General features: G+C 53.5%; 25 protein-coding genes. 15 read left to right on the forward strand and 10 right to left on the reverse strand.

Going from position 1 to position 24,109, the window contains the following annotated elements:
• Nucleotides 1–5 precede the first annotated feature (5 nt).
• Both prmC and D7D48_RS07950 read left to right on the forward strand, forming a co-directional pair.
• Nucleotides 6–857 carry a peptide chain release factor N(5)-glutamine methyltransferase gene (prmC, locus tag D7D48_RS07945; protein WP_125230756.1) on the forward strand — a complete coding sequence of 284 codons (852 nt, stop codon included), beginning with the start codon at nucleotides 6–8 and terminating at the stop codon, nucleotides 855–857.
• A gap of 178 nt (nucleotides 858–1,035) precedes the next feature.
• On the forward strand, nucleotides 1,036–1,779 hold the full coding sequence (locus D7D48_RS07950; RefSeq protein ID WP_125230757.1) for a DUF4167 domain-containing protein: 744 nt from the start codon (nucleotides 1,036–1,038) through the stop codon (nucleotides 1,777–1,779).
• Nucleotides 1,780–1,838: 59 nt separating this feature from the next.
• Here D7D48_RS07950 and D7D48_RS07955 read toward each other — a convergent pair whose 3' ends face one another.
• Together D7D48_RS07955 and D7D48_RS07960 are read right to left on the reverse strand one after the other, a co-directional pair.
• Nucleotides 1,839–2,234, reverse strand: a complete 396-nt coding sequence (locus D7D48_RS07955) for an acyl-CoA thioesterase (RefSeq protein ID WP_125230758.1) — start codon at nucleotides 2,232–2,234, stop codon at nucleotides 1,839–1,841.
• The gene (locus D7D48_RS07960; protein ID WP_125230759.1) at nucleotides 2,231–2,524 is read right to left on the reverse strand and encodes a LapA family protein; all 294 of its coding nucleotides are present in this window, start codon (nucleotides 2,522–2,524) and stop codon (nucleotides 2,231–2,233) included. Before D7D48_RS07960 ends, D7D48_RS07955 begins: the two co-directional genes overlap by 4 nt.
• Before the next feature lie 64 nt (nucleotides 2,525–2,588).
• On the opposite strand from D7D48_RS07960, the gene D7D48_RS07965 reads away from it, so the two are divergent.
• Nucleotides 2,589–3,017 carry a CBS domain-containing protein gene (locus D7D48_RS07965; protein ID WP_125230760.1) on the forward strand — a complete coding sequence of 143 codons (429 nt, stop codon included), beginning with the start codon at nucleotides 2,589–2,591 and terminating at the stop codon, nucleotides 3,015–3,017.
• A gap of 66 nt (nucleotides 3,018–3,083) precedes the next feature.
• On the opposite strand, the gene D7D48_RS07970 is transcribed toward D7D48_RS07965, so the two are convergent.
• Complete coding sequence (locus D7D48_RS07970; protein ID WP_125230761.1) at nucleotides 3,084–3,788, reverse strand: hypothetical protein; 705 nt, start codon at nucleotides 3,786–3,788, stop codon at nucleotides 3,084–3,086.
• Between the two features lie 142 nt (nucleotides 3,789–3,930).
• The gene (locus D7D48_RS07975) at nucleotides 3,931–4,674 is read right to left on the reverse strand and encodes a Bax inhibitor-1/YccA family protein (RefSeq protein ID WP_125230762.1); all 744 of its coding nucleotides are present in this window, start codon (nucleotides 4,672–4,674) and stop codon (nucleotides 3,931–3,933) included.
• Nucleotides 4,675–4,951: 277 nt separating this feature from the next.
• Here D7D48_RS07975 and D7D48_RS07980 point away from each other — a divergent pair, with 277 nt between their 5' ends.
• The 3 genes from D7D48_RS07980 to D7D48_RS07990 all read left to right on the forward strand — a co-directional run bounded on the left by D7D48_RS07980 (nucleotide 4,952) and on the right by D7D48_RS07990 (nucleotide 8,381).
• On the forward strand, nucleotides 4,952–6,565 hold the full coding sequence (locus tag D7D48_RS07980; protein ID WP_425452546.1) for a spinster family MFS transporter: 1,614 nt from the start codon (nucleotides 4,952–4,954) through the stop codon (nucleotides 6,563–6,565).
• 91 nt (nucleotides 6,566–6,656) lie between these two features.
• Entirely contained in the window at nucleotides 6,657–7,811 is a 1,155-nt protein-coding gene (locus tag D7D48_RS07985) for an acyl-CoA dehydrogenase family protein (protein ID WP_125230763.1), read from the forward strand.
• A 135-nt stretch (nucleotides 7,812–7,946) separates the two neighbouring features.
• Entirely contained in the window at nucleotides 7,947–8,381 is a 435-nt protein-coding gene (locus D7D48_RS07990; protein ID WP_125230764.1) for an acyl-CoA thioesterase, read from the forward strand.
• Between the two features lie 9 nt (nucleotides 8,382–8,390).
• On the opposite strand, the gene D7D48_RS07995 is transcribed toward D7D48_RS07990, so the two are convergent.
• Together D7D48_RS07995 and D7D48_RS08000 are read right to left on the reverse strand one after the other, a co-directional pair.
• Nucleotides 8,391–9,188 carry a crotonase/enoyl-CoA hydratase family protein gene (locus tag D7D48_RS07995; protein ID WP_125230765.1) on the reverse strand — a complete coding sequence of 266 codons (798 nt, stop codon included), beginning with the start codon at nucleotides 9,186–9,188 and terminating at the stop codon, nucleotides 8,391–8,393.
• Nucleotides 9,185–9,805: a 2-hydroxychromene-2-carboxylate isomerase gene (locus tag D7D48_RS08000; RefSeq protein WP_125230766.1), complete on the reverse strand. Its 621-nt coding sequence runs from the start codon at nucleotides 9,803–9,805 to the stop codon at nucleotides 9,185–9,187. The genes D7D48_RS07995 and D7D48_RS08000 overlap by 4 nt, the downstream gene beginning before the upstream one ends.
• 235 nt (nucleotides 9,806–10,040) lie before the next feature.
• On the opposite strand from D7D48_RS08000, the gene D7D48_RS08005 reads away from it, so the two are divergent.
• From D7D48_RS08005 to D7D48_RS08015, 3 genes are read left to right on the forward strand one after another with little or no spacing between them, the layout of a single operon-like run.
• Nucleotides 10,041–11,630: a M23 family metallopeptidase gene (locus D7D48_RS08005; RefSeq protein ID WP_245964380.1), complete on the forward strand. Its 1,590-nt coding sequence runs from the start codon at nucleotides 10,041–10,043 to the stop codon at nucleotides 11,628–11,630.
• A 39-nt stretch (nucleotides 11,631–11,669) separates the two neighbouring features.
• Nucleotides 11,670–12,671 (forward strand): porphobilinogen synthase, encoded by a 1,002-nt coding sequence (gene hemB / locus D7D48_RS08010; RefSeq protein WP_125230767.1) that lies wholly within the window; start codon nucleotides 11,670–11,672, stop codon nucleotides 12,669–12,671.
• A gap of 46 nt (nucleotides 12,672–12,717) precedes the next feature.
• A complete protein-coding gene (locus D7D48_RS08015; protein WP_425452547.1) occupies nucleotides 12,718–13,266 on the forward strand; it encodes a gamma carbonic anhydrase family protein in 549 nt (182 codons plus the stop codon).
• A 2-nt stretch (nucleotides 13,267–13,268) separates the two neighbouring features.
• Here the strand turns inward: D7D48_RS08015 and D7D48_RS08020 are convergent, their stop codons facing one another.
• Complete coding sequence (locus D7D48_RS08020) at nucleotides 13,269–15,356, reverse strand: TonB-dependent receptor (protein WP_125230769.1); 2,088 nt, start codon at nucleotides 15,354–15,356, stop codon at nucleotides 13,269–13,271.
• 161 nt (nucleotides 15,357–15,517) lie between these two features.
• Here D7D48_RS08020 and arsC point away from each other — a divergent pair, with 161 nt between their 5' ends.
• Nucleotides 15,518–15,865: an arsenate reductase (glutaredoxin) gene (arsC, locus tag D7D48_RS08025; RefSeq protein ID WP_125230770.1), complete on the forward strand. Its 348-nt coding sequence runs from the start codon at nucleotides 15,518–15,520 to the stop codon at nucleotides 15,863–15,865.
• A gap of 27 nt (nucleotides 15,866–15,892) precedes the next feature.
• On the opposite strand, the gene D7D48_RS08030 is transcribed toward arsC, so the two are convergent.
• Nucleotides 15,893–17,620: a fatty acyl-AMP ligase gene (locus D7D48_RS08030; RefSeq protein ID WP_125230771.1), complete on the reverse strand. Its 1,728-nt coding sequence runs from the start codon at nucleotides 17,618–17,620 to the stop codon at nucleotides 15,893–15,895.
• Between the two features lie 110 nt (nucleotides 17,621–17,730).
• Here D7D48_RS08030 and D7D48_RS08035 point away from each other — a divergent pair, with 110 nt between their 5' ends.
• On the forward strand, nucleotides 17,731–18,264 hold the full coding sequence (locus D7D48_RS08035) for a regulatory protein RecX (protein WP_125230772.1): 534 nt from the start codon (nucleotides 17,731–17,733) through the stop codon (nucleotides 18,262–18,264).
• A gap of 2 nt (nucleotides 18,265–18,266) precedes the next feature.
• Here D7D48_RS08035 and D7D48_RS08040 read toward each other — a convergent pair whose 3' ends face one another.
• Nucleotides 18,267–20,360: a RelA/SpoT family protein gene (locus D7D48_RS08040; protein WP_125230773.1), complete on the reverse strand. Its 2,094-nt coding sequence runs from the start codon at nucleotides 20,358–20,360 to the stop codon at nucleotides 18,267–18,269.
• Between the two features lie 211 nt (nucleotides 20,361–20,571).
• Nucleotides 20,572–20,928 carry a CC_3452 family protein gene (locus tag D7D48_RS08045; RefSeq protein ID WP_125230774.1) on the reverse strand — a complete coding sequence of 119 codons (357 nt, stop codon included), beginning with the start codon at nucleotides 20,926–20,928 and terminating at the stop codon, nucleotides 20,572–20,574.
• Nucleotides 20,929–21,121: 193 nt separating this feature from the next.
• Between D7D48_RS08045 and D7D48_RS08050 the strand changes: the two genes are divergently transcribed.
• From D7D48_RS08050 to D7D48_RS08065, 4 genes are all read left to right on the forward strand, one after another.
• Nucleotides 21,122–21,637, forward strand: a complete 516-nt coding sequence (locus tag D7D48_RS08050) for a winged helix-turn-helix transcriptional regulator (RefSeq protein ID WP_125230775.1) — start codon at nucleotides 21,122–21,124, stop codon at nucleotides 21,635–21,637.
• Nucleotides 21,638–21,848: 211 nt separating this feature from the next.
• A complete protein-coding gene (locus D7D48_RS08055) occupies nucleotides 21,849–22,376 on the forward strand; it encodes a CarD family transcriptional regulator (protein ID WP_125230776.1) in 528 nt (175 codons plus the stop codon).
• 115 nt (nucleotides 22,377–22,491) lie between these two features.
• A complete protein-coding gene (locus D7D48_RS08060) occupies nucleotides 22,492–22,836 on the forward strand; it encodes a DCC1-like thiol-disulfide oxidoreductase family protein (RefSeq protein WP_125230777.1) in 345 nt (114 codons plus the stop codon).
• 2 nt (nucleotides 22,837–22,838) lie between these two features.
• Nucleotides 22,839–24,038, forward strand: coding sequence for an FAD-binding domain-containing protein (locus tag D7D48_RS08065; RefSeq protein WP_125230778.1), 1,200 nt, complete (start codon nucleotides 22,839–22,841; stop codon nucleotides 24,036–24,038).
• Nucleotides 24,039–24,109: the final 71 nt, after the last annotated feature.

Here is a 24,109-nt window from a genome sequence, read left to right on the forward strand (position 1 = left end):
GGCGGATGATGACTGGCCTTGCTCCTGTTCTGCGCGAAGCAACCGCTGCCCTAGAAGGCATCAGCCCGACACCGCGGTTAGACGCGGAGCTGTTGCTGGCGCATGCCCTCGGCATGGACAGGTCCGCGATGCTGCTGCGGCAGCATGATATCAATGCGCCGGATAGCTATGCTGGCCTACTCGCCCGCCGAATGGCCGATGAACCCGTCGCCTACATCACAGGAGTGCAGGCGTTTTGGGACCTAGAGTTGTGCGTCACACCCGATGTACTTATTCCGCGATCTGACAGCGAAACCCTGCTGGAGGGGGCGGTGGACTGGTTTGTCGAAGATCAAGCGCCCACGCACATTGCGGACCTTGGTACTGGGTCAGGGGCGCTGTTGCTTGCGGCTTTGTCGATATTTCCGGATGCTCTGGGAATCGGTATCGACGCCAGCGCAGGTGCCCTTAAGGTGGCCAGCGACAATGCCCAGCGATTGCGCTTTGCCGACCGCGCCCAATTTGAACGGCGCGATTGGACGAAGGCGGACTGGACCGAAGGGCTTGGGCGATTTGACATTATCTTATGCAACCCACCTTATATTGAAGATGCCGCCACGCTCGCGCCGATGGTATCGGATCATGAACCGCATAGCGCCTTGTTTGCCGGAGCGGACGGCCTGAATGATTACCGAATCCTGATCCCAGCCTTGCGCCATTTGCTGCATGCGGGCGGAGTCGCCTTTTTTGAAATTGGCTATAATCAGGCGGATTCTGTGCGCGCTCTTGGCGCGGAAGCGGGGTATCTGACTGAATTACGGCATGATCTTGCCGGAAATCCGCGCGTTATTCGCTTTTCGCTTGGAATCACAGAATAGTAGGACTAGGACAAACAGGCATCGCAGCAAAAACACCTATTTGAAGGTCTTTTAGCGCGAAGCCGCCCCCCAGCGCAGATGGACGAAGTATATGGGTCAATGCTGACCCGCGCGCAACCTAACAGGGTTCAGGGGCTCCATGCAATTGAAGTGCTAAAAAGAGGACGGGTCAGCCCTGATGAATACCAGCAACAGGCAGCAGCAGAACAACAATCGTCGGCGCGGTCGCAACAATAACAACAACCGGCAACAGAATAACAATCGTAGTGGTTTTGATTATCAGAACCAGATTGATAATCGTGCGCGCGGCAACGCAGCGCAGATGTTGGAAAAATACAAAAAGCTGGCACAGGATGCACAGTTTAACGGTGATCGCGTGAACGCAGAATATCACCTGCAATTTGCCGACCATTATTTCCGCGTGCTCGCCGATTTCCGTAGTCGTCAAGAAGCGCGTCAGGAACAGCAAGGTGAACGCCGTCAACGTGATGATGCGCGTGACGACAATCGCGATGATCGCGACGATTGGCAAAACGACAACCGCACGCCAAATTATGATCGGTCGCCCAATTACGATGAGCAACCTTCATCGGGGAATGATGATGCGGAAGACGCATCTGATGAGGAAGCAAACGACAGAGAGCCGCGCGGTCAGCAACGCGATATGCGCACGCGCCGTCCAGAACGTAGTGAGCGCAACGAACGCAGCGAACGCAGCGAACGCTCTGGCAATCGCGGCCCACGCCGTCATCACAGCGAGATTATGGACGACGCCCCAGCAGGCCTCGACCTTGCCGTTTTACCTCCATCCATTGCGATTTCGTCAAGCGACGATGATGCCGCCGAAAAGCCAGCGCGCAAGCCACGCGCCCGCCGTGCCAAAGCATCTGGTGATGATGAAATGCCCGCCGCCGCCGAATGATTGAGGCGTTAAAGCTTATTAGGATTATAAAACGGGCGCTGGATTAGGTTCCGGCGCCTTCAAGCCTCTGGCAAGGGCCGTGGTTTGTGATTTTCATCTAGCGCGACGAAGGTGAATAATCCTTCAGTTACCTTAACCTCTTGCTGGCCACGCTCGCGTGTGGCTATCACCTCGACACGGATGCCCATCGACGTACGCCCGCGATGTTCCAGGGTTGCATAGACAGAGATAATGTCGCGCAACAATATGGGCGCGATAAACTCCATCTTTTCAATCGCAACGGTTGCGCAGGCGCCCTGTGCGATACGGCCTGCCAATATCCCGCCGGCCTGATCCATCATACCAAGCACCCAGCCGCCAAAGATGTGGCCATTGGCATTGATATCTGCTGGCCCCGGAATAACACGAAGTACCGGGTCATTCCGCTGCGGTAGATTACGGATATTCTCCGTCACCGGTCGACTTCATCTTCAAATGGATCATCAATGGCTTCATCATGTCCCGACCCGCTGGACAAGAAGACAAGGCCCATCAACGCCGCTGTCAGCATGATAGCACCCACAATTGCGCCTGTGGTCGCAATGAAAAAGTGGATGGAAACCATTCCGTTCTGCCACCAGAATGCACCCAATGCGATTGCGGTCACAAGCAATGTGACACCAAACATCCACCGCATAAGGCGCCAGTATCGCTGCCATGCGAAGTGAGCATATTCGGGATCATCGAGGCGGGAGGGGCGAGTCATAGCTTGATAAGGCTGCCTTATGCTATAAGTTCCATCATGGGCAAGGACATAAGGGAGAGAGTCGATGACGATTTCTGCAATACTGGCCAATAACCATCGAGACGTGTTGACGGCACTGCCACATGAAAGCGTGGGTGAAGTCGTTACCCGATTGGCAATAAACCGCATTGGTGCGCTTCCTGTCGTCGACGACACATCCGTGATTGGTATCTTCTCCGAACGCGACATAGTATATGGTGTGGCGAAGCATGGCGCGAGCTTTCTTACAAAAACAGTTTCCGAGACGATGACGGCACCAGCCATTACCGTCGCGCCAGATACCGCCATATTGTCGGCTCTATCGCTCATGTCAAAACGGCGCATTCGCCACTTGCCCGTCATCAAGGATGATGCGCTTGTCGGCTTCGTCTCCATCGGCGACTTGGTCAAACACCGTATCGAGAAGATCGAAACCGAAGCCGCCGCCATGCGCGATTATATTAGCATGGCTTGAAAAAGCGTTCATCCGTTCACATTATCACGGCTGTGAACGGTTCTTCCTATTGGTGGGCAAAGCCTCTTAGGGCTGCGAAGTTACCGATGGAACCATAATGTTGTTGGCAGGATCATAAGCCGGTTTTGGTGCATATTTCATGTTCCAATCCGCTAAATCCTGTACATATTTTGCATAGGCATCGTAGAAATTGACAAACACATTGTCGATATCGGCGAGGCTACCCATCGCATATTCGGGCAAGGCTTCTTTTGGCACTTGATTGGCCTCTTGCAGCTTGCGCAGCGCCATATCGCAATATTGTGCGCGCACGGGCGGTAGCGCGAAATAATTGTATAGATCCGTCATCCGCGTATCGCGGATGCGGAGACCATTCTGCTTTGGATAACGCTTAACATATTCGCGGTCGACGGCCTTGCTGGTTCTCGACAGCAATGCCTTATGAATGATAATGAACTTATTATACTCGGTTGCGATTTGCCCCCACACAGGCCCCTGACAATTGAGCGCCGCAACGTTGAGCGCGGAACGGAAATGCCAAATCTGCTCGTCACGGCTGAGCCCCCGATTGGGCGTTACGCGGATACCATCGACACCGATGGGTGGTAGGGTCATCGACAAGGCGGCGGCGCCTGGTGGTAGCGGCATAGCAGGCGTAGGTGTCGGCGGAAGTTGAATTGGAGCAGGTGCAACCTTTACAGGGGGTGGTGCACAAGCGGCAATGACAGTGACGAGGATGATGGCTGCTAAATGTTTGATGCCCCGACGCATTTTTTATTCTCCGATATGCTGAACCTAAGTCCAACAAAATTTTAGACCGAATGAAAAGCCCTGTTCGACCAAATCACAAAGAAAATGGCCCAGTGGTGCACCACTGGGCCATGATTATCTGTTCAAGCTGAGCCGCAGATGGTTATTCGCGGTTGCCCAAGAAGCTGAGCAGGAACTGGAACATATTGATGAAGTCGAGATAGAGGGTCAGTGCAGCCATAACCGCAGCCTTACCAATCATTTCCGGACCTTGCAGATAGAAATATTCGTTCTTGATACGTTGGGTATCATAAGCAGTAAGACCAGCAAAGATGAGTACACCTGCGCAGCTGATCACCCAACCCAAAGTGTCAGAACCCAAGAAGATATTGACGATTGATGCCACGATCAAACCGACCATGCCCATCACGAGGAAGCTTCCCCAACCGCTCATATCCTTCTTAGTGGTGTAGGCCCACAGGCTGAGACCCGCAAAAGCAGCCGATGTTGCAAAGAAGGTTTGCGCGATAGATTCACCGGTGAACATCATGAAAATGCGCGCCAGTGAGAGGCCCATCAGGACCGCAAAGCCCCAGAACATAGCCTGAAGCGTTGCCGCTGAAAACTTGCCCTGTCCGAAGCTCATCACCATTACAACCACCAGAGGTGACAGAATAATGACCCAGCTCATCAAGCTTGGGTTAAGCATAAGATTTTGCGCCAGTTCGGTTTGCGCAAACAACATCGCGACGATGCCAGTCAGCAACACGCCCGACGCCATATAATTGTAAACCTTGAGCATGTGCGAACGCAGACCGGCGTCAAAAGCGACATCACCGGCGCGTGAGCCGACACCTGCAAGACTTGACTGGGTCCCGGTTACCCGTGGATCGGACCACTGTGCCATGAATTATTTCTCCTCAAAACACGGCAATATAGCCGCATAACGCGTATATTGGATGAAATCGTTCCAGATTCAAGCGAAACACGACACACAACGTAACGTTTTTTGCTGATGGTGCCGGATAAGACATCGACAACTGGCGATATAGTTTTCCCATGGCTGCCATACCGCCCCCAAGCTCGTCGTCGATCCTGTCGTAAATCGGGTTGCACCGCTTGGCTGTTCTGCTAGCCATAGGCCTATATGGCGCAGCCAGCCTAAAAGGGAGAGTGATGTGAGTGTGACGACCGATGGTGAAAACAACAACGTCGTTTTGCAACAACCCGAAGCGCCATTGCCCGAAGCAAGCAGTTACAGCTGGTATGTATTAGTGGTGCTGGTTGTCGTTTACATCCTCAACTTCATCGACCGTCAAATTCTCAGTATCTTGGCGGTTGATATCAAGGCCGACCTTGGCCTGACCGACGCAGACATGGGTTTTTTGGGCGGGGCGGCCTTTGCGGTATTTTACGCATTGTTTGGCATTCCTCTTGGCCGCCTGGCGGACAATTGGAGCCGCGTAAAGCTGTTATCCATTGGCCTTGCCTTATGGTCAATCATGACCGCCGTGTCTGGCTTTGCCCGCAATCAAGCTGAATTGACCATCGCGCGCATGGGCGTTGGCGTCGGCGAAGCGACAGCAAGCCCAACAGCATATTCCCTGATTTCCGATTATTTCCCCAAAAGACAACGCGCGACCGCACTCGCAATTTATTCCTCCGGTTTGTACATTGGTGGCGGTGTGTCTTTGTTCATTGGCGCGCTCATCGTCCAAGGCTGGAACGACGCATATCCCCAAGGCGGCCCACTTGGTCTTGTCGGTTGGCAGGCAGCATTTCTCGCGGTTGGTATTCCGGGCGTCTTAGTAGGATTGTGGGTTGCAAGCTTACGTGAACCAAAACGCGGGGCAATGGACGGCTTGGAAACGCCTGCGCACCCGGCTCCTTTCCGCGCATTTGTGAGCGACCTATCGATGATCGTTCCGCCCTTTACGTTGCTCGGTGCTTGGCAACGCGGTCCCGCTGCACTTGCGATAAATATCGCAACCGGCGCAGCCATTGCCGCTTTTGCTTATTGGATGATTAAGCTTACCGGCAATTTCCCGCAATGGTCCGCGGTTGGTTTTGGTTATTACGCGGTCTTCTCATGGGCATCGACGCTCCGCGCCAAGGACCCTGCGACCTTCCGCCTGATTTGGGGCACGCCTGCATTTATCTGCACAACCATTGGATATGGCCTTGTCGCTTTGGCAGCCTACGCCTTGGCCTTCTGGTCCGCGCCTTATGCGGAAATCGTGCTTGGCCTACCGAAGCAGGAACTGGCCTTCATCCTCGGCGCAAATGGCGCAGTCAGCGGCTTTTTGGGCGTAATCGTAGGTGGCCGCGTCGCGGATGCCCTGCGTACCAAGAATCCCGCTGGCCGTATTCTTGTGGTTATTCTCGGCGTCTTTGGCCCGATCATCCCCATCGCCATTGGGTACACCACCGATAACGCGATCTTGTTTTACATGATGAATTTCCTCGCCGGAATGTTGGGCGCGACGGCACTCGGTGCAGCTGCAGCCACAACGCAAGATCTTGTCCTGCCACGCATGCGTGGCACGGCAACGGCAGCGTTTTTCTTGGGTACTACGCTCGTGGGCTTGTCATTCGGTCCTTATATGGTCGGGCAAATTTCCGACCTTGCCGGAACGATGGTCGATGGCAAATTGGTCGGCGATTTGCGCGTTGGTATCCTCTCGCTCATTGCGGTTGCACCTATTGCCTTGGCTTTATTGATCGCAGCCTATCGGACGGTACCTAAGGCCGAAAGAACGATTGTCGAGCGTGCACGGGATGCCGGCGAGCCAGTTTAATCAAACGATTAAATTCGGCTTGACGTCCGCGTCAAGTTACTGTCATTGATGCAAGCAGAAACCGTCGGACATTTTTGCAGGGGATTTTTCCATGTCACTCGATAGCATTCCACGCACCGCTTATAATGAAGATCATGAAGCCTTTCGTCAGTCGGTGCGCCAATTCCTGCAAAAGGAAGTCGCGCCCCACGCAAAGCAGTGGCAGGAAGACGGCATCGTCCCCAAATCAATCTGGCCTAAGGCTGGCGAAGTCGGCATGCTTTGCCCCACCGTGCCAGTGGAATATGGCGGCCTTGGTCTCGACTTTGGGTATAATGCCATTGTCGACGAAGAGTCGGCTTATTATGGCGGCGTAGCCACTGGCTTCTCGCTGCAGTCCGATATCGTCGTAAACTATATCACCAGCTACGGCAGCGAAGAGCAGAAGAAGCACTGGCTGCCCAAAATGATTTCTGGTGAGGTTATCACTGCCATCGCCATGACTGAGCCAGGCACCGGCAGTGATCTTCAGGGGATGAAAACCACCGCCAAAAAAGATGGTAATCATTATGTCATCAACGGTAGCAAGACATACATCACCAACGGCCAAAATGCGGACCTAATCCTCGTCTGCGTAAAGACCGACACCGAAATTCAGCCCGCTTATAAGGGCATGTCGATTGTTTTGGTTGAAGCCGACCGTGAAGGTTTTAAGCGCGGGCGCAACCTCGACAAAATTGGTATGGATGAAGCCGACACCTCAGAGCTTTTCTTTGAAGATGTGCGCGTGCCCATGACCAATTGCTTGGGCGAAGAGGGCAAGGGCTTCATCTATCTGATGAGCGAATTGCCGCAGGAACGCCTCTCAATCGCTGTTTCATCCATGGCCAGCACGCAAAAGGCGTTTGATGAAACTGTTGCTTTTTGCCGCGACCGGATTGTCTTCGGCAAACCATTGCTGGATTTCCAGAACACCCGTTTTGTTTTGGCTGATATCAAATCGAAGTTGCAGGTGGGCTGGGCCCATCTCGATTGGGCATTGAACCGCCATTATAAAAAAGAACTGACTGCCGAAGAAGGCGCCGCGGCCAAATTGTGGCACACTGAACTGCAATGGGAAGTTGTCGATGCCTGTCTGCAACTGCATGGCGGCGCAGGATATATGAACGAATATCCTATTGCGCGCATGTGGCGCGCTGCCCGCGTGACGCGGATTTTCGGCGGCACGAACGAGATCATGAAAGAGCTGATCGGTCGGGGTCTTTAGAACAATCCATATCCTCGGACTATTCTGTCACCCTGAACTCGTTTCAGGGTCCATCTTGCCACACAACCGGCGGTTGAGGCTGATAAATTGACCCTGAAAAAAGTTCAGGGTGACTATTGTTGATAAAGGTTCCCTATGCCCAAACCACAAAGCTGGCAGCTTAATCCCGCCAGCTATCCTTTCAATCATCGCACCGAAACGCGTTTTGCGGATCTCGACCTTCTGGGTCACATAAACAACGTGTCCATGGCCGGATTGTTCGAGCATGGTCGCGGCATGTTCAACCACGCGATTGAGGTCGAGCGCCGCGCTCCCGGGCAACGCTGGCTGATTGTCAGTGTCGCGATTGAATATATCGCCGAGGCTCATTTTCCTGAACATGTGGAGATTGCCAGCGGCATATTACGGATTGGCCGCAGCAGTTGGGACATTGCCTCTGCCGCGTTTCAAGGCGGGGAATGCAAGGCGACCTGCATCACAACTATCGTGCTGACCGATGCGAACGGCCCAACGCCCTTACCGCAAGAATTGCGCGCGGAATTTGAACGGTTGCACGTTAAGCTACCTTAGGATCTGAACCTAATCGACAAAAACCCCTGCCCGCTTTTGCATTCCGGCCATCACGGCTTCGATTTGATTGGGCGTACGGATAACACGCGCTTGGCGGACGCTTTCCGCCATCAATATCGCGTCTTCGTCCATGTCGGCATATTCATTGAACAACGCCTTTGCTTCGCGCATCGCATGGGGGTTGCGGTCCGCAATTTCGCGGGCAATAGCCATGGCACGGACGTGTGGGTTTTCGTCCACGAACGTCGCGAAGCCAAGGGCAAGCGCCTCGGCTCCTGAAAATTCGCGGTTGGTGTAGGTTAGCTCACGCAGAACATCCTCGCGAACCATCCCGCGCCATAAAGCATAGCCGCCCATATCAGGGATAAGGCCCCATTTCATTTCCATAACCGCAAGCCGCGCATCCGGCGCAATCACGCGCATGTCCGCGCCGCTCGCAATTTGCAGACCGCCGCCAAAACACACACCATGCACCGCCGCGATCACTGGCATCGGCAGTTTACGCCAGAGCATGGCGACCTGTTGGAATGTATTGGCATTGCCATGAGTCCGGTCGGTGAGGCTTCCCATACCGCTGCTCGCGCTTGCGCCTCCACTCGCCATGCTGGCCATGTCGAGGCCTGCGCAAAAACTGCGTCCTTCCCCAGACAATACCACTGCGCGAACGCCTTTCATGCTGGCAAGCTCTTCGCCTGCGGCTATGATCCCTTGAAACATCGCCGGATCAAGCGCGTTCATCTTGTCCGCACGCGTCAGGCGGACATCAGCGACATGATTGTCGATGGAAATAGATACGCGGTCGTTCATGCTTCGCTCCTGTTCAGTGCAAATTCCACCAGCGGCAATTGATCATTGCCAAAATACATCTTGTCCCTGTCCACAAATATAGTCGGCGATCCATAGCCGTCGCGCGCTATGACCTCGTCGGTGTTCGCGCGCAACAGGGCTTTCACCGCATCGGTCTGTGAAGCGACACGCATCGCTTCTCCGTCCAGACCAGCTTTGTTCGCCACCGCGACCAACACATCAGGATCGTCAAGATTTTCCTGCGCGCCAAAATAACTCTCAAAGGCCGCTTTTGTGAAGGTTTTTAACGCCACCTGATCGCTTGCAAGTGAACATGCCATGCGCATCGCATTGATGCTTTTTGCCGGATGATAGATGCTTGGAAAGTTCACTTCTACGCCCGCCAGCTTTGCCCAATCGCGCATAACCCGCCAACTATGCTTGAACTTGGGGTTATCACCCGCTTCTCGGGCGGCATATACAGACGGATTGACTGCATTGAAAACACCGCCAACTAGTATCGGGCGCAAGCGCACAGACACGCCGGTGCGGGCGATAAGGGCATCAAGATTATGGAACGCAATATAAGTCCATGGACTTGAAAGATCGTAGAAAAATTCAACCCGCGCGTCGTTCATGTCCTGCTCCCTTGGCCAATACGGATCATAGCATTGCGTTACATTTTATGAAGCTGATAAATTGCGATCCGCGAGTTTGTGCCAAAATTCCAACGCTTATCCGCGAATTTGCACCGTTTGCCGCAGTTCGACAAAAGCAAGGCTCCTGTTAATTTGACTTTAACCACCGCACGCCACAGGGGTGCGTTTGGGAACGCCCGTAGGGATGGGAAGACGGTCGTGGAATATACGCCTTATGTTTGATGGCAAAGAAACCCGGCTCGTCGGACAGGGCTGGGACATAGATGTGTCGTTGCCCGATGCCATGACCAAGTCGATGCGTCACAAATCAACAAGCCCTGCGCTTAGCGCCAGCTGGCTGTACCGTTTGGCCGAACTTGATTATGTGCCGGATCTCGGCGAAGATATCGGATCGGTTCGTTGGTTCCGTGGGCTTGCCACTTTAATCGCATTAAGCGCGGCTGCACTAGCACTTATACCTGATTATGGGCCGATTTATGGCGTACAGCCTTCAATACTCACCGAGGCGGAGTTTGAAGAAGCGCGCGCGCAAATGATTATGCCCATCGGTTATGGCAGCGACAGTGGAAAGCGCATGGCAGCCACCGACGCCGTTGTCGCGCTAGCCGATAGCCCGGAACGGCCGCGCATTGAACTCACAGCATCTTTGGGACGCGGCGATAGCTTTGCCCGTGTGCTCCAACGTTCGGGCGTCAGCGGCATTGAGGCAGCCAATATCGTGAATATGGTATCGGGCGTAACTGCTTTGTCAGACATCGAACCGGGCACTCCCGTAGACATTGTCCTAGGGACGCGACCGTCCAAAAATCAACCGAGGCCACTTGAATCTGTGGCTTTTCGCGCACGCTTCGACCTCAATCTTGAAATCAATCGTGAGGTCGGAAGTTTAAGATTGAGCAAAAAGCCCATAAACGTTGACAATACACCGCTGCGTATTCGCGGGACTGTTGGGAGTGCAGGTATTAGCCGTTCGGCACGGGCCGCGGGCGCGCCAGCACAGGCTGTTCAGGATTATCTGAAAGTCATCTCCGGACGCACATCCTTATCCAGCATCCGGCCGACAGACCAATTTGACATCATCATTGATTACAAGCGCGCTGAAACCGGTGAAGTTAAAGTCGGCGACTTGCTATACGCAGGGCTGGATCGCGGAGGAAAATCGAATATCCAGATGCTCAAATGGACACAGGGCGGCAACACCCAATGGTTTGAAGCATCGGGCATCGGTGAATCAAAAGGCGCGCTCAGCCGTCCCGTCAATGGTCCTGTAACCTCTGGTTTTGGGCCCAGACGGCACCCGATTTTGGGTTATATGCGGATGCATGCTGGCCTTGATTTCAAGGCAGGCTATGGCCAGCCCATTTTTGCGGTAACCGACGGCGTGGTTTCTTTTGCTGGACGCAATGGCGGCTATGGAAATTTTGTGCGTCTCAACCACAGTGGCGGTCTTGCCAGTGGCTATGGTCATATGAGCCGCATAGCCGCGCGTCCCGGCAGCAGAGTCCGGCGCGGGCAAGTTATTGGTTATGTCGGCTCCACGGGCCTTTCGACAGGGCCACATTTGCATTATGAACTTTATCGCAACGGACGCGCAGTCAATCCAATGTCCGTGAAATTCACCCAGCGCGCACAATTGTCCGGGAGCGATCTCTCCCGTTTCAAGAGTAAGCTGCAAAGCCTGAAGTCCGTTGCGCCAGGCGCGGCGCTTACGCCATTGCAAACAGCCGCTAAAAAAGACGAAGCGCCAAAGCGGGAAATTGACCGGCTGACACGTCGCGAGAGCCAGACATCCTCCGGCGGATAAGGCGTTGAGGAAAGAATGTATCGCGGCTAAGTGTTTTGGATGAGCGATATATCTTCTTTCCCAAATAGCCGCCTACGCCGCACCCGAGTTACCGGGTGGAGCCGCGCGATGGTGCGCGAAAATATGCTTTCGCCCGCCGACCTCATTTGGCCCTTATTCGTAACAGAAGGCGAAGGTGTTGAGGAACCGATTGCAACGCTCCCCGGCGTCTCGCGCTGGTCCGTTGACCAGATTGTCTTGCGCGCAGCCGAAGCCATAGAATTGGGTATACCCTGTATAGCTTTATTCCCGAACACACAGGCCGATCGCCGCACCGAAGATGGCGCAGAAGCGTTCAACCCCGATAACCTGATGTGCCGCGCCATCCGCGCTATCAAGCAAGCACATGGAGACAAGATCGGCGTTTTGACTGATGTCGCGCTCGACCCTTACACCACCCATGGGCAAGACGGGCTAATCGATGAGGATGGTTATGTCGTCAATGATGACACCGTCGCTGTACTCGTTGACCAAGCGATCAACCAAGCCAATGCGGGCGCGGATATCATCGCGCCAAGCGATATGATGGATGGCCGCGTTGGTGCTATTCGCAAAGCATTGGAAATGAACGAGCATCATAATGTCCAAATCATGTCCTATGCCGCCAAATATGCGAGTGCCTTTTACGGGCCGTTCCGTGATGCGGTTGGCTCTCGTGGCCTGCTAAAAGGTAACAAGAAATGTTACCAGATGGACCCGGCCAACACCGACGAAGCGATGCGCGAAGTGGCCATGGACATTGCCGAAGGCGCAGACAGCGTCATGGTAAAGCCAGGTCTGCCCTATCTCGATATTGTCCGCCGGGTGCGTGAGCGCTTTGACATACCTGTGTTCGCCTATCAGGTATCGGGCGAATATGCCATGATTGAGGCGGCAGCCGCTGTCGGCGCTGGTGACCGTGATGCACTTGTGCTGGAAACGCTCATGGCCTTCAAACGCGCGGGATGCTCGGGAATATTGACCTATCATGCTGCGGTAGCGGCGCGTTTGCTTAGGGCGTAATCCGTCCACCTCCGCATATTCATCTATGGAAACGCCAATGACACACATGCGCCACGACATCAGCATTATTACGTTGAACGGCAAAACACCGACAATCCACGAAACCGCCTTTATTGCGCCGGGTTGCCGGATCATTGGAGATGTCACCATCGGTGCAGAAGCAAGCATCTGGTACAATTGCGTCATACGGGCAGAGGTAAACCGCGTTGTCATTGGCGCGCGGTCGAACATTCAGGACGGCAGCATAATTCATTGCGATGGCCCTATGCCCGGTGTTGAGGACGGATTTCCAACCATCATTGGCGACGATGTGCTGGTTGGGCATAATGTCATGCTGCACGGTTGCATTTTACATGACCGCGCCTTTGTTGGCTTGTCCTCCACTGTGATGAATGGCGCAGTGATCGAAAGCGACGCCATGCTCGCCGCCGGCGCAATGCTGACCCAAGGCAAACGGATAGAGACGCGGCAATTATGGGCAGGTTCGCCGGCCCGCTTTGTTCGTGACCTTGACGATGCTGCGGTCATGGGGATGCGGCTTGGCGTTGCGCATTATGTCCACAATGCCAAGGCACATGCCGCCGCTGTAACTTAGGCTTAAAACTTCGCCCTTATAGTAAAGCGGCCGTTCACGGGTGCGCCAGTTGATATATTGTTATTGTTATGGGCATCCGAAAAATAGTCGGCGTTGAAAAGGTTTTCGACGTTTAACTGCAATTGCAACGCATCACTCAGATCATAATAAAATGCCGCATCGACACGCGTAAATGCAGGTAATTTTGTGGTATTTGCAGTGGTCCGGATTGCCGCTAACTGGCTAGATTGGTGAATGATGCCAAGGCCAGCTGCAAATTGATCGTTAAAGTCATAACGGTTCCACAGGCTCGCTTGATGTTTGGGAACCTGCCCCAAACGCACGCTGTCATTGCCAGCCAGGGCTGCGTCTTGATAACTGTAGCCGCCATGCACTTGCCATGCCGATGTAATGTTGCCCGTGGCAGCCAACTCAACGCCTTGCGTGCGCGTCGTTCCGATATTGATGCTGGCGACCGGATTGCTTGGATCAGGCGTTGTCGCATTGCTGCGTTCCAATTGGAACACGGCAAGCGTCAGGTTGAGATTAGGTTGCACATCCCATTTGGCGCCAAGTTCGTAATTGGTGAACTTTTCCGGTGCGAGATTTTGCTGCGTCACCGTCAGCGCCAAGAACTGATCGCCGGAGCGGGGCAGGAACGACTGGCTGTAGCTGCCATATAAAGAGATATTTTCCTGTGGCTTGAAAATCAGGCCAAGGCGAGGGCTGACCTTTTCGTCCTTTCGGGCGAAGGGCCGGTCAACCGCTGGAAATAGGTCACTGCCTTCAATGTCGAAGTTATCATATCGCAAGCCCGCTACCACGTCGATATGGTCGCCAAAGCTAATCTGATCTTGAACATAAGCCGAGAAGAATTTTACGTCGGACACAGTATCGCGCGATATTGTGTCATAACTTACGGTCGGGAATATCGGATTAGCCAAGCTGAGCGTTGGCATGGAGAGCAGGCCATTGAAACGCCGGTTGGCCGATTTTTGATCACCATATTCCGTACCGACCAGGATTTTATGTGTCAGCGCACCTGTTTCGACATCCCATACCAAATTGGCTTGGGCGATGAAGTTTTCACGTTGGGTCGGATCGCTGTAAGCGGCCAAAGCAACGGTGCCACTTTGCGCGGTCGCTGCGCCATTGGGATAGACGTTAAGGTAAATTTTGTCATAGTCGCCGTATAATATCGTTCCGCTAAAGCTCAAATTTGAAGCCAAAGCCCCATCAAGCCGAAGCTTGGCTATTTGCGCTTCCAACCGTGTGCGATTATCGTCCGGAATTCCGAAAAACTGATCACGATAGCCCGAAATGGGGCGATTAGCTTGTCCCGCTCCGGTCGCGATAGACGGAACACCGCGGTCCGTCGTGCGATCGTCATTCACATATTCGTATGAGAGGCCGAGCTTCCATGCATCGTTAAGCCTAAAAGCGACATAGGGGTTCCAAGCATAACGCTCTCCGCCGACAAAATCACGATGGCTGTCAAAATTCTCGTATATCGCATTGATGCGCACGGCAGCTGCATCGCTTAGGGGCACGTTGATATCCGCCGATATATCATGAGCACCTAAGCTGTTGATGCTCGATTGACCTACATAAACAAAATCATCGCTTAACGGGGATTTCTGCACGCGATTGATAATGCCGCCGCCACCGCCACGACCGAAGATCAGGGCATAAGGCCCTTTCAGAATTTCGACCCGCTCAATGTTATACAGCCCGCGATAATATTGGACGTCGTCGCGCACCCCATCCAAGAAAAAGTCAGCGGTGGTGTTTTGGCCGCGCAACGTAATCTGGTCGCGGTTACCTTCGCCTTGGCCCACAGTCGTTCCGGGAACATAGCGTAAAATGTCTGCAAGAGAATGATGGGCCTGATCATCCAGCTGGTCGCGCGTGACCACGTTGATTGTCTGGGGAATATCGATAAGCGGCGTGTCGGTTTTGGTCGCGGTCACTGAATTGGTCGCAAGATATCCCTCGCTCAACCCTGTCACAATGATCATCCGGCTGTCGTCATACGCTTCTTCGGCAAAGACAGGTTGCGTCAATGCAGAAGCTGACAACAAAGCGATAAGGGACGCAGACAGGCGGGGCATAGTGAACCTTTTTATTTATTGCGAATGACTCGCAATTCATATTTGCCGCACTATTGAGAATCGTTATCATATGCAATTGAAAATTGTAAAAATCATTGGATTGCTTTTGCATCTGGGCGATTGTTTGCACTATCAAGACTGAACTGAAGGAGCTTTTGACCATGCAAGCAACGATTTGGCACAATCCAGACTGCGGAACCTCCCGCAAAACGCTCGCCATTCTTCAGGAAACGCCGGGCGTGACGGTCGAGGTCATCGAATATCGCAAGCAGCCTTTTTCGCGGCCAAAGTTAGAACAGCTATTCCATGATGCCGGTCTAACCCCGCGCGAAGCGTTACGAACGCGCGGATCTCCAGCCGAAGAATTGGGCCTTTTGGAAGGCGCTCCGGCAGACCGGATCTTGGATTTTATGGTCGAGCATCCGATTTTGGTAGAACGCCCATTTGTCGAAACCGATAAAGGCGTCAGGCTATGTCGGCCTCAGGAAAAGGTCCGCGAAATTCTGTAAGCCACTCTAGGACGCCCGCCGGACGCCTTACGCCGCGATGGCGTAAGGTTGAATTTCACCCGACAGATACAGGTTGCGCGCCTTAGCACGGCTCATCTTGCCCGAGCTGGTTCGTGGCAAAGTGCGCGGGGGAACGAGTTCGACAACGCAGTTCATCCCCGTAACGGAACGCACCTTGTCACGGATCTGTTCACGCAGCTTGGCCCGCTCCACCTCGTCTGTTGTGCGGCATTGCACGAGCACCGCAGGCGTTTCTTCACCGCCCGGCGTCGTAACGGCAAAAGCTGCAATATCGCCTGCCTTAAAGCCCGGCAATTGTTCCACAGCCCATTCAATGTCTTGCGGCCAATGATTTTTGCCATTGATGATGATCATGTCCTTGGCGCGGCCAACGATATAAATATAGCCATTTGACAGATAGCCCATGTCGCCAGTGTCGAGCCAACCATCGACCAAGCACGCATCGGTAGATTCCTTGTCGCGGAAATATTCCTTCATCAAGGACGGGCCAGTGCACCACACTTTGCCAATTGTCTTGTCTGCAACGGCTACATTATTTTCATCGCGGATCTCGATGGTCATGTCTTTGACGGCACGCCCACAATTGACGATTGCGCGATAACGGACTGGGCGGTCAGGCGCGCCAGGGTGCCCTGTAAGCTCCGTCTCTTCCACCAACTCAACCTGAATACCTTCGCCCGGAGGCATGATGGATACCGCAAGCGTGGTTTCGGCAAGGCCGTAGCTTGGCAAAAATGCAGATGCCTTAAAACCGGCATCGCCAAATGCGTCCACAAATGCCTGCATAACGTCAGGCCGGATCATATCCGCACCATTGCCTGCAAGCCGCCATTTGGACAGGTCAAAACGATCATTCACATGACTCTGGCTGGAAATGCGCCGCGCGCAAATGTCATAGCCAAATGTCGGCGAGTAACTGATAACCGTTCCATCGGCGGCGCTGATCACGTCCAGCCATGCCAGAGGGCGACGCGCAAAGTCCTCCGTCTTCATATAATCAGTCGACACCTGGTTCGCCACCGGCGACAGGAAGCAACCCACAAGTCCCATGTCATGATACCATGGCAACCACGATACGCAGCGGTCATTTTCGGTCACTTCCATGCCATGCGAGTGCGCTGACAGATTGTTTAGCAATGCCTTGTGCGTAACGGCTACACCATGCGGAAAACGGGTCGATCCGCTCGAATATTGCAGATAACAAACTTCGTCCGTGCCTGCAGTCGGCAGTTCGGTTTCCAAAGCGGTCTTGTCGCTAAAGCTTTCCCAATCCAAGCCTTCGACACCACAGGCGCGCGCCGCATCATTGGCCATGTCAGCCAGTTCGGCGGGGAAAAACAATATTTTGGGATCGCAACTTTTCAACTGCACCGACAATTGATCGACATAGCTTTCTTTACCGCCGAACGAGGTCGGTAGCGGTAGCGGGACGGGCCATGCCCCCGCATAGACACATCCGAAAAACAACGCAGCAAAATCTGGTCCTGTTTCAGCGACCAAGGCAACACGGTCATCCTTACAGACACCATGGCTAATCAACCTATAGGCCATTTGCAGGGCATCTTTGCGTAATTCGCTATAAGGATAAGGCCGCGCCAACTGGCCACGCATGTCGTGGAAGTTTAATCCACGCTGCCCCAAGGCCGCATAATCGAGCGCCTCACCAAGCGTTGCAAAGTCCGAGAAACGGCGTTGCAAACTGTCCTGCGTTGGTGTGGATTTGAGTGCGCTCATAATAATTCCCATATTGTGATTGGGCGGCCGCCCGTTTCACTTTTATTCACTATAGCCTTTAGCCGAGGATAGCAGTTCAAATTTCGGCCCGACTGTGGCAAGAATAGGGCGTGAACCAACCCCGTCCCGTCAAAAAGCCCGCTCCACCGTTGAATGCGGACAGCTTGCGTCAATTGGCGCTGCATTATGTCGGCAAATATGCAACCACACAGGCGAAATTGGCTGGCTATTTAACGCGTAAAATACGCGAACGGGGTTGGGAAGATGCTCGCTCCGCCGACATTGCCGGATTGACCGAAAAATTCACGTCATTGGGCTTTATCAACGATGCCCAATTTGCCGAAGCACGCAGCCGTTCCTTTGTTCGCCGTGGCTTTGGTGGGCGACGGCTGAATGAAGATTTGCGCGCCAGCGGCATTGGTGACGCCGATGCCGTCAATGCCAAAGCACATATGGAAGAGAGCATTTTTACCGCTGCCGAAAACTTCGCTAGACGAAAGCGCATTGGTCCCTTCGCGCAAGAAGCGGCATCGCCCGAGAAAAGGGTTAAGCAGATGAATGCTTTCCTGCGCGCGGGGCATAATTTTGAATTGGCCAAACGCTTTGTTTATGCCGAACCCGGCGATGAGATCAACGACGGCTAAACTCAGTCATAGACGCGGTCTGCGGTTGCCACCGCCTCTGACGCCCGAAGCGCGGAAATGATACGCATCAAATGCTGCAGATCATGCACTTCCAAATCCACCTCAAAAGTGTGGAATTCAACATCACGCGCGGTCATCCGCAAGTGAATGATATTGGCCTTGTGATAGCCGAATATCCCTGCAATTTCGCCCAATGTGCCGGGCCGATTATGGATGATGACACGTAAGCGCGCCGAAGCGCCGTCACTGCCCTGCCCCCAGCTTAAATCGACCCAATCTGCATCAGCCCCACCTGCCAATCGGTCGCATTCAATCGTATGGACCTCAACCGGCTGACCCGCTAGCCGCAGCCCGACAATCCGGTCGCCGGGAATGGGGTGGCAACATTCACCAAGATGATATCCCACACCAGGGGTCAAACCACGGATAGAGATCGCGCTTCCCTGCCCCGGAAAATCGACATGGATGTCATCGGCGTCAAAACCGGGGACCAGTGCCTCCATCAACGCGCGATCATTAATCCTGCCCAAGCCAATGCGGTGCATCAACTCGTCTTCATCCTCCAGCTTCAACCGCGTCACCGCTGCCGTAAGTGCCTTTTTGCCGATCTTGCCCGGCATACGCGCGGCTATTTCTTCATAAAGCTTACGCCCAATCACGACCAGCTCATCACGCTCCTTGTGTCGAACATGGCGACGGATTGCGGCGCGCGCCTTGCCCGTGGTGACGAAATTCATCCATGCCTGTTGCGGCTCTTGCGCCTTGGACTTCAGGATTTCGACCATGTCTCCATTGCGCAACTGGGTTCGCAACGGCACGTGACGGCCATTGACCTTGCCACCAACAGTTTTGTCTCCAAGGTCGGTGTGCACAGCGTAAGCGAAATCAACAATGGTGGAACCCTTTGGCAATTGGTGCAATGCGCCTTTAGGGGTAAAGGCAAAAATGCGGTCCTGATACATCGCCATCCGCGTGTTTTCGAGAATGTCTTCAGCGTCTTGGCTAGTCTCAAGTATCTCAATCAGATCACGCAGCCAGCCCGCCTGCCCATCGGGCTTATCGGACTGCTTGTAAGCCCAATGGGCAGCAAAGCCATGTTCCGAGTTGCGATGCATCTCGGCGCTCCTAATCTGCACCTCTACCCGCATATTTTTAGCGAACATGATAGTGGTGTGGATTGATTTATACCCGTTGCGCTTGGGTGTGGAGATAAAGTCCTTAAAGCGCCCGGGCACCATCTGCCAACGCCGATGCAGCACACCCAAGGCGCGGTAACAATCCTCGGTCGTTTCCGTAATGACACGAAAGGCATTGATATCGGTCAGTTGTTCAAACGCTACATGGCGTTCCTGCATCTTTTTCCAGATCGAATATGGGTGTTTTTCCCGACCCGAAATTTTGATTTTCAGACCAGCCTGCTCCATTTCCCACGCGATGGTCTGGTTAATCTGATCAATTTCGACATCCGCTTTCTCACGGATTTGCTTCAGGCGGCCCGTAATCGTTTGATAAGCAGCGGGTTCCAGTTGCTCGAAGGCGAGCAACTGCATCTCGCGCATATATTCATACATGCCAATCCGCTCGGCCAGCGGAGCGTAGATATCCATTGTTTCCTTAGCGATACGGCGCCGTTTTTCTGGGCTTTTGATGAAATGCAGCGTCCGCATATTGTGCAGCCGGTCGGCCAATTTGACCAAAAGCACGCGGATATCATCGGAAATTGCGAGCAGGAATTTGCGTAGATTTTCCGCCGCTCGCTCATCTTCCGTTTGTGCTTCAATCTTTGACAGCTTGGTTACGCCATCGACCAAGCGCGCAACTTCCGGACCAAAGCGCTTTTCAATGTCTTCGATAGAAGTCAGAGTATCTTCCACGGTGTCGTGGAGCAGCGCGGTAATGATCGTGTCCTCATCCATTTTGAGGTCAGTCATCAACCCTGCAACCTCTACCGGGTGGCTGAAATAGGGGTCGCCCGATGCCCGCTTCTGCGTGCCATGCATTTGTACCGTGAAAACATAGGCCCGGTTCAGCCGATCTTCATCAACGTCAGGTGTGTATGCCCGCACCCGCTCAACCAGTTCATATTGCCGCATCATCCTTCCAACTTGGGTCTTTTACGTTGCGATGCAACAGGAAAATTTTTGGACTAGGGTCAGGACCACTCGGATGGACCTAAGCATAACGTCGGCGAAACAAAAAATGCGCCGAAGGGCGGTCCCTCCGGCGCAGTATATGTTCAGCTCCTAAAGCTGCCCAAAAAAGCAGCAAAGGGATAGGAGAGAGGAGCCGAAAAACTCCAGTATCGCTTTAGTTCTTAGCGACTGCCTTGGTATTGTCGCCATTACATGCCGTAATTTCTTCAGCCGTAAACACGCGCTCACCGGCGGTGAAAGCAGTAACTGCGCCAAATTCACGCGCGATGCTTACGCACATATTCTTTGGCGCGGTCGAAGCGATTGGCGCGCGGCAGCTCGTGCCTTCACACTTTACATATACGCTGCGCAAAAGCTGTGGCTTAGAAGTGGTCGGCTGCGCCAGTTCTGCTTTGTAATAACTACCGTTGGTAGCGGCATGTGCCTGCGGCGCCGCGAACAAAAGGGTGGCGCTCAAAACAGTGGCAGCGGCAAGCGCGCCCATACGGGCGGAGATTTGGGAGAGAGTCATATATAATCCTTTAGCTGTGCTAAATAATCAAAATGCCGGCTGGAACTTTGGGCCCTCGCAAGCATTTTGCGCTTCTGGAAAATCAGTTGCGAATCGCTACTTATTAGTATAGGTTTCTATTTGCAACTTAAATTTTCATTTTGGGTTGATTATTTGAAACAAGGGTCGCAATCTGCGACCGAGAGGATATTTGATGCGTGAATTGCGGGAACCTTTGCAGCAGCTCGCTGAATGCGGCCTCCCCACGGCGCTAGAGGCAATGGGCGAACGCTGGTCATTCATGATTTTGCGCGCTGCCTTTAATGGCGTTCGGCATTTTGAGGAGTTTCTGTCCGAAATCAGCATTGCGCGCAATATATTGGCCAACCGCCTGACCCGCTTGACCGAAAGCGGGATATTGCACCGCACCCCCTGCCCGGACGACCGTCGTAAGGTGGAATATCGCCTGACGGAAAAAGGGCTCGACCTGCTACCGACTATGATCGCTTTGCGCCAATGGGGCGAGAAATGGGGAACGGGTATTTTGTCCAATCCGGTATTGGTCGATGACCGTGATCGCCAACCCATCCTGCCCATTACAATCCGCAGTCATGACGAACGGGTTCTCGGTCATATGGACCTATGCTGGATGAATTCAGCAGATATAACGCCGATCAGCGCCGATACGCACGAGGTCGATGATCGCGTCCGGAAATTAAGCGCGATCTAACGTCCGCAACTAACAGGATGTAAAGCGACCATTGAATTTTTGTTGCGAATCTGTTACACTCCGTTGCGATAGGCCAACTTTGGTCGATGACTGCGCATCCAATCCAGGTAGCGACAGGTTCATGACGTAAGGGACGAACGTAAAAGTCTGATGGGCGACACTCCGTTGCCTGAACAAGCTATTTCTCCCGAATAATCAGAAAGGTCGTAATATGACGTCCACCGCGGCGATGTTTGATGTAGGCGATTATGTGGTTTATCCCAAACATGGGGTTGGTCGCGTAATTGAACTTCAGGATTCCGAAATCGCAGGGATGCAGCTTCAGCTTTATGTCCTGCGCTTTGAAAAAGAAAAAATGACGCTGCGCGTGCCTTTTAACAAGGCCGAGGGCGTTGGCATGCGCAAGCTTTCAAGCGATAAGACGTTGAAAGAAGCGATGCACACCTTGACAGGCAAGCCCAAGGTAAAGCGCACCATGTGGTCACGTCGTGCGCAAGAATATGAAGCAAAAATCAACTCAGGTGATCTTGTATCGATCGCCGAAGTGACGCGCGATCTGTTCCGCCCCGATGACCAACCAGAGCAAAGCTATTCGGAGCGGCAGATTTTCGAAGCCGCATCAAGCCGTTTGGCCCGAGAGCTTGCCGCCATGGAAAAGACTGACGAAAAAGCGGCGCTCCAGAAAATCCTCGTCATCTTGAATGAGGCGGCACCGCAATATTACGAAAAAGCGGAATAAATTTTCCCCATCGCATGATTTGAAGGGCGCTGGAAACGGCGCCCTTTTTTATGGTGCCTCGCTACCGCCTAATGCCTAGCCTGACAGTAAGATGTCCGAGATGATAAAAGGCATCATGGCCAAAGTAATTGTCTGGTATGATGGAGCATGTCCTCTGTGCATGCGCGAGATTGCATTAATGCGCCAGCTCGACGTTCGGCGCTCTATCCTATTTCTAAATATAGCACCTGCGGATGCGGTGTGCCCGCTTGACCGTCAATTGATGCTCGCGCGCTTCCATGCCAGCGAAGACGGCGTAATTTTATCTGGTGCCGCTGCCTTCGCCGCCATGTGGCGGGCTATACCATTACTGAAACCGCTGGGCTACATCGCTCGCAACCGGTTTGTTCTCGGGCTACTCGAACGGCTCTACAACCGCTTCCTCATCATCAGGCCGCGCCTGCAAAAGTTACTGGATTAAATATGGCCTGCGATACCTTCCCAGCAACACGCAATGCGGGGCTGTTACGTCTCACCCAATTTGCGCCGCGCGCAGGCCATGCTTATGCGTCTGGCCGCAATACTGACCCCGGGCCAGATCAAGTGGGCGCCGTGTCGATGCTTTCGCCATATCTGCGCTATCGGATGATAACCGAACAAGAAGTCGTCGGTGCGACGCTGGGCCAACACAGCCTGCCCGCAGCCGAAAAATATGTGCAGGAAGTTCTGTGGCGCACTTATTGGAAGGGCTGGCTCGAGATGCGGCCATCGATATGGGACCAATATATACAAGAGTGTGACCGGCAACGCGACAGCTTCCCCAATGCTCGCGCAATTCGCAGTGCGGAGGCCGGCGAGACGGGCATCGAAGGGTTTGATGACTGGGCCCGCGAATTGGTGGAAACGGGCTATCTCCACAACCACGCAAGAATGTGGTTTGCGTCAATCTGGATTTTTACCTTGCGCCTGCCTTGGTCGTTGGGCGCTGACTTCTTCCTGCGGCATTTGGTGGATGCCGATGCGGCCAGTAATACATTGTCTTGGCGCTGGGTTGCGGGATTGCAGACAGTCGGTAAGACCTATCTTGCGACCACCGAGAATATAGCGCGCTATACCAACGGCCGGTTTGCCCCAAAGGGTCTGGCAACCACTGCAACGATGCCAGCCGAGACGCCGATATGTGCAGTACAACCGCTACCCCAAGCTGTATCTGTCGATACGCAAAAACCATCCTTTCTGCTTGTAACGACCGAGGACTTGAACCCTGAATCCGCCTTTGGTGCATCGGCCAAAATCAACGGTGCAGGCATTTTCTTCGACACGGACACCTTATGGGGCGACAATGCATGTTCATTTGTCGCAGGAGCAGCAAAGGACGCCGCCGGACGTGTTGAAAACTACTTTAAATGCCCAACGAAATTGCACGACAATTTGGATGCCGCAAGCTTGATAACCCAAGCCCGCGAAGCAGGCGCAGAACAGGTCATCACCGCATATGCGCCGGTTGGTCCCGTCGCTGACGCCTTAGCCCGCATCGCGCCTGTATTGGCATCGGAGGGGATGCCCCTTGTTCAAATTCGGCGCGCCTGGGACGAACATTTCTGGCCGCACGCGACCAAAGGTTTCTTCCCATTCAAAGAACGCATTCCGAATATATTGAAGGAAATGGGTCTTTCGAGATAGACACAGGACCATTTAAAACCGCCCCTGCAACGCAAATATGGCTTGCGTGGAGCAATGCCGCGCATATGGTT

The sequence above is a fragment of the Sphingorhabdus wooponensis genome, assembly GCF_003933235.1.
Lineage (GTDB): Bacteria > Pseudomonadota > Alphaproteobacteria > Sphingomonadales > Sphingomonadaceae > Sphingorhabdus_B > Sphingorhabdus_B wooponensis.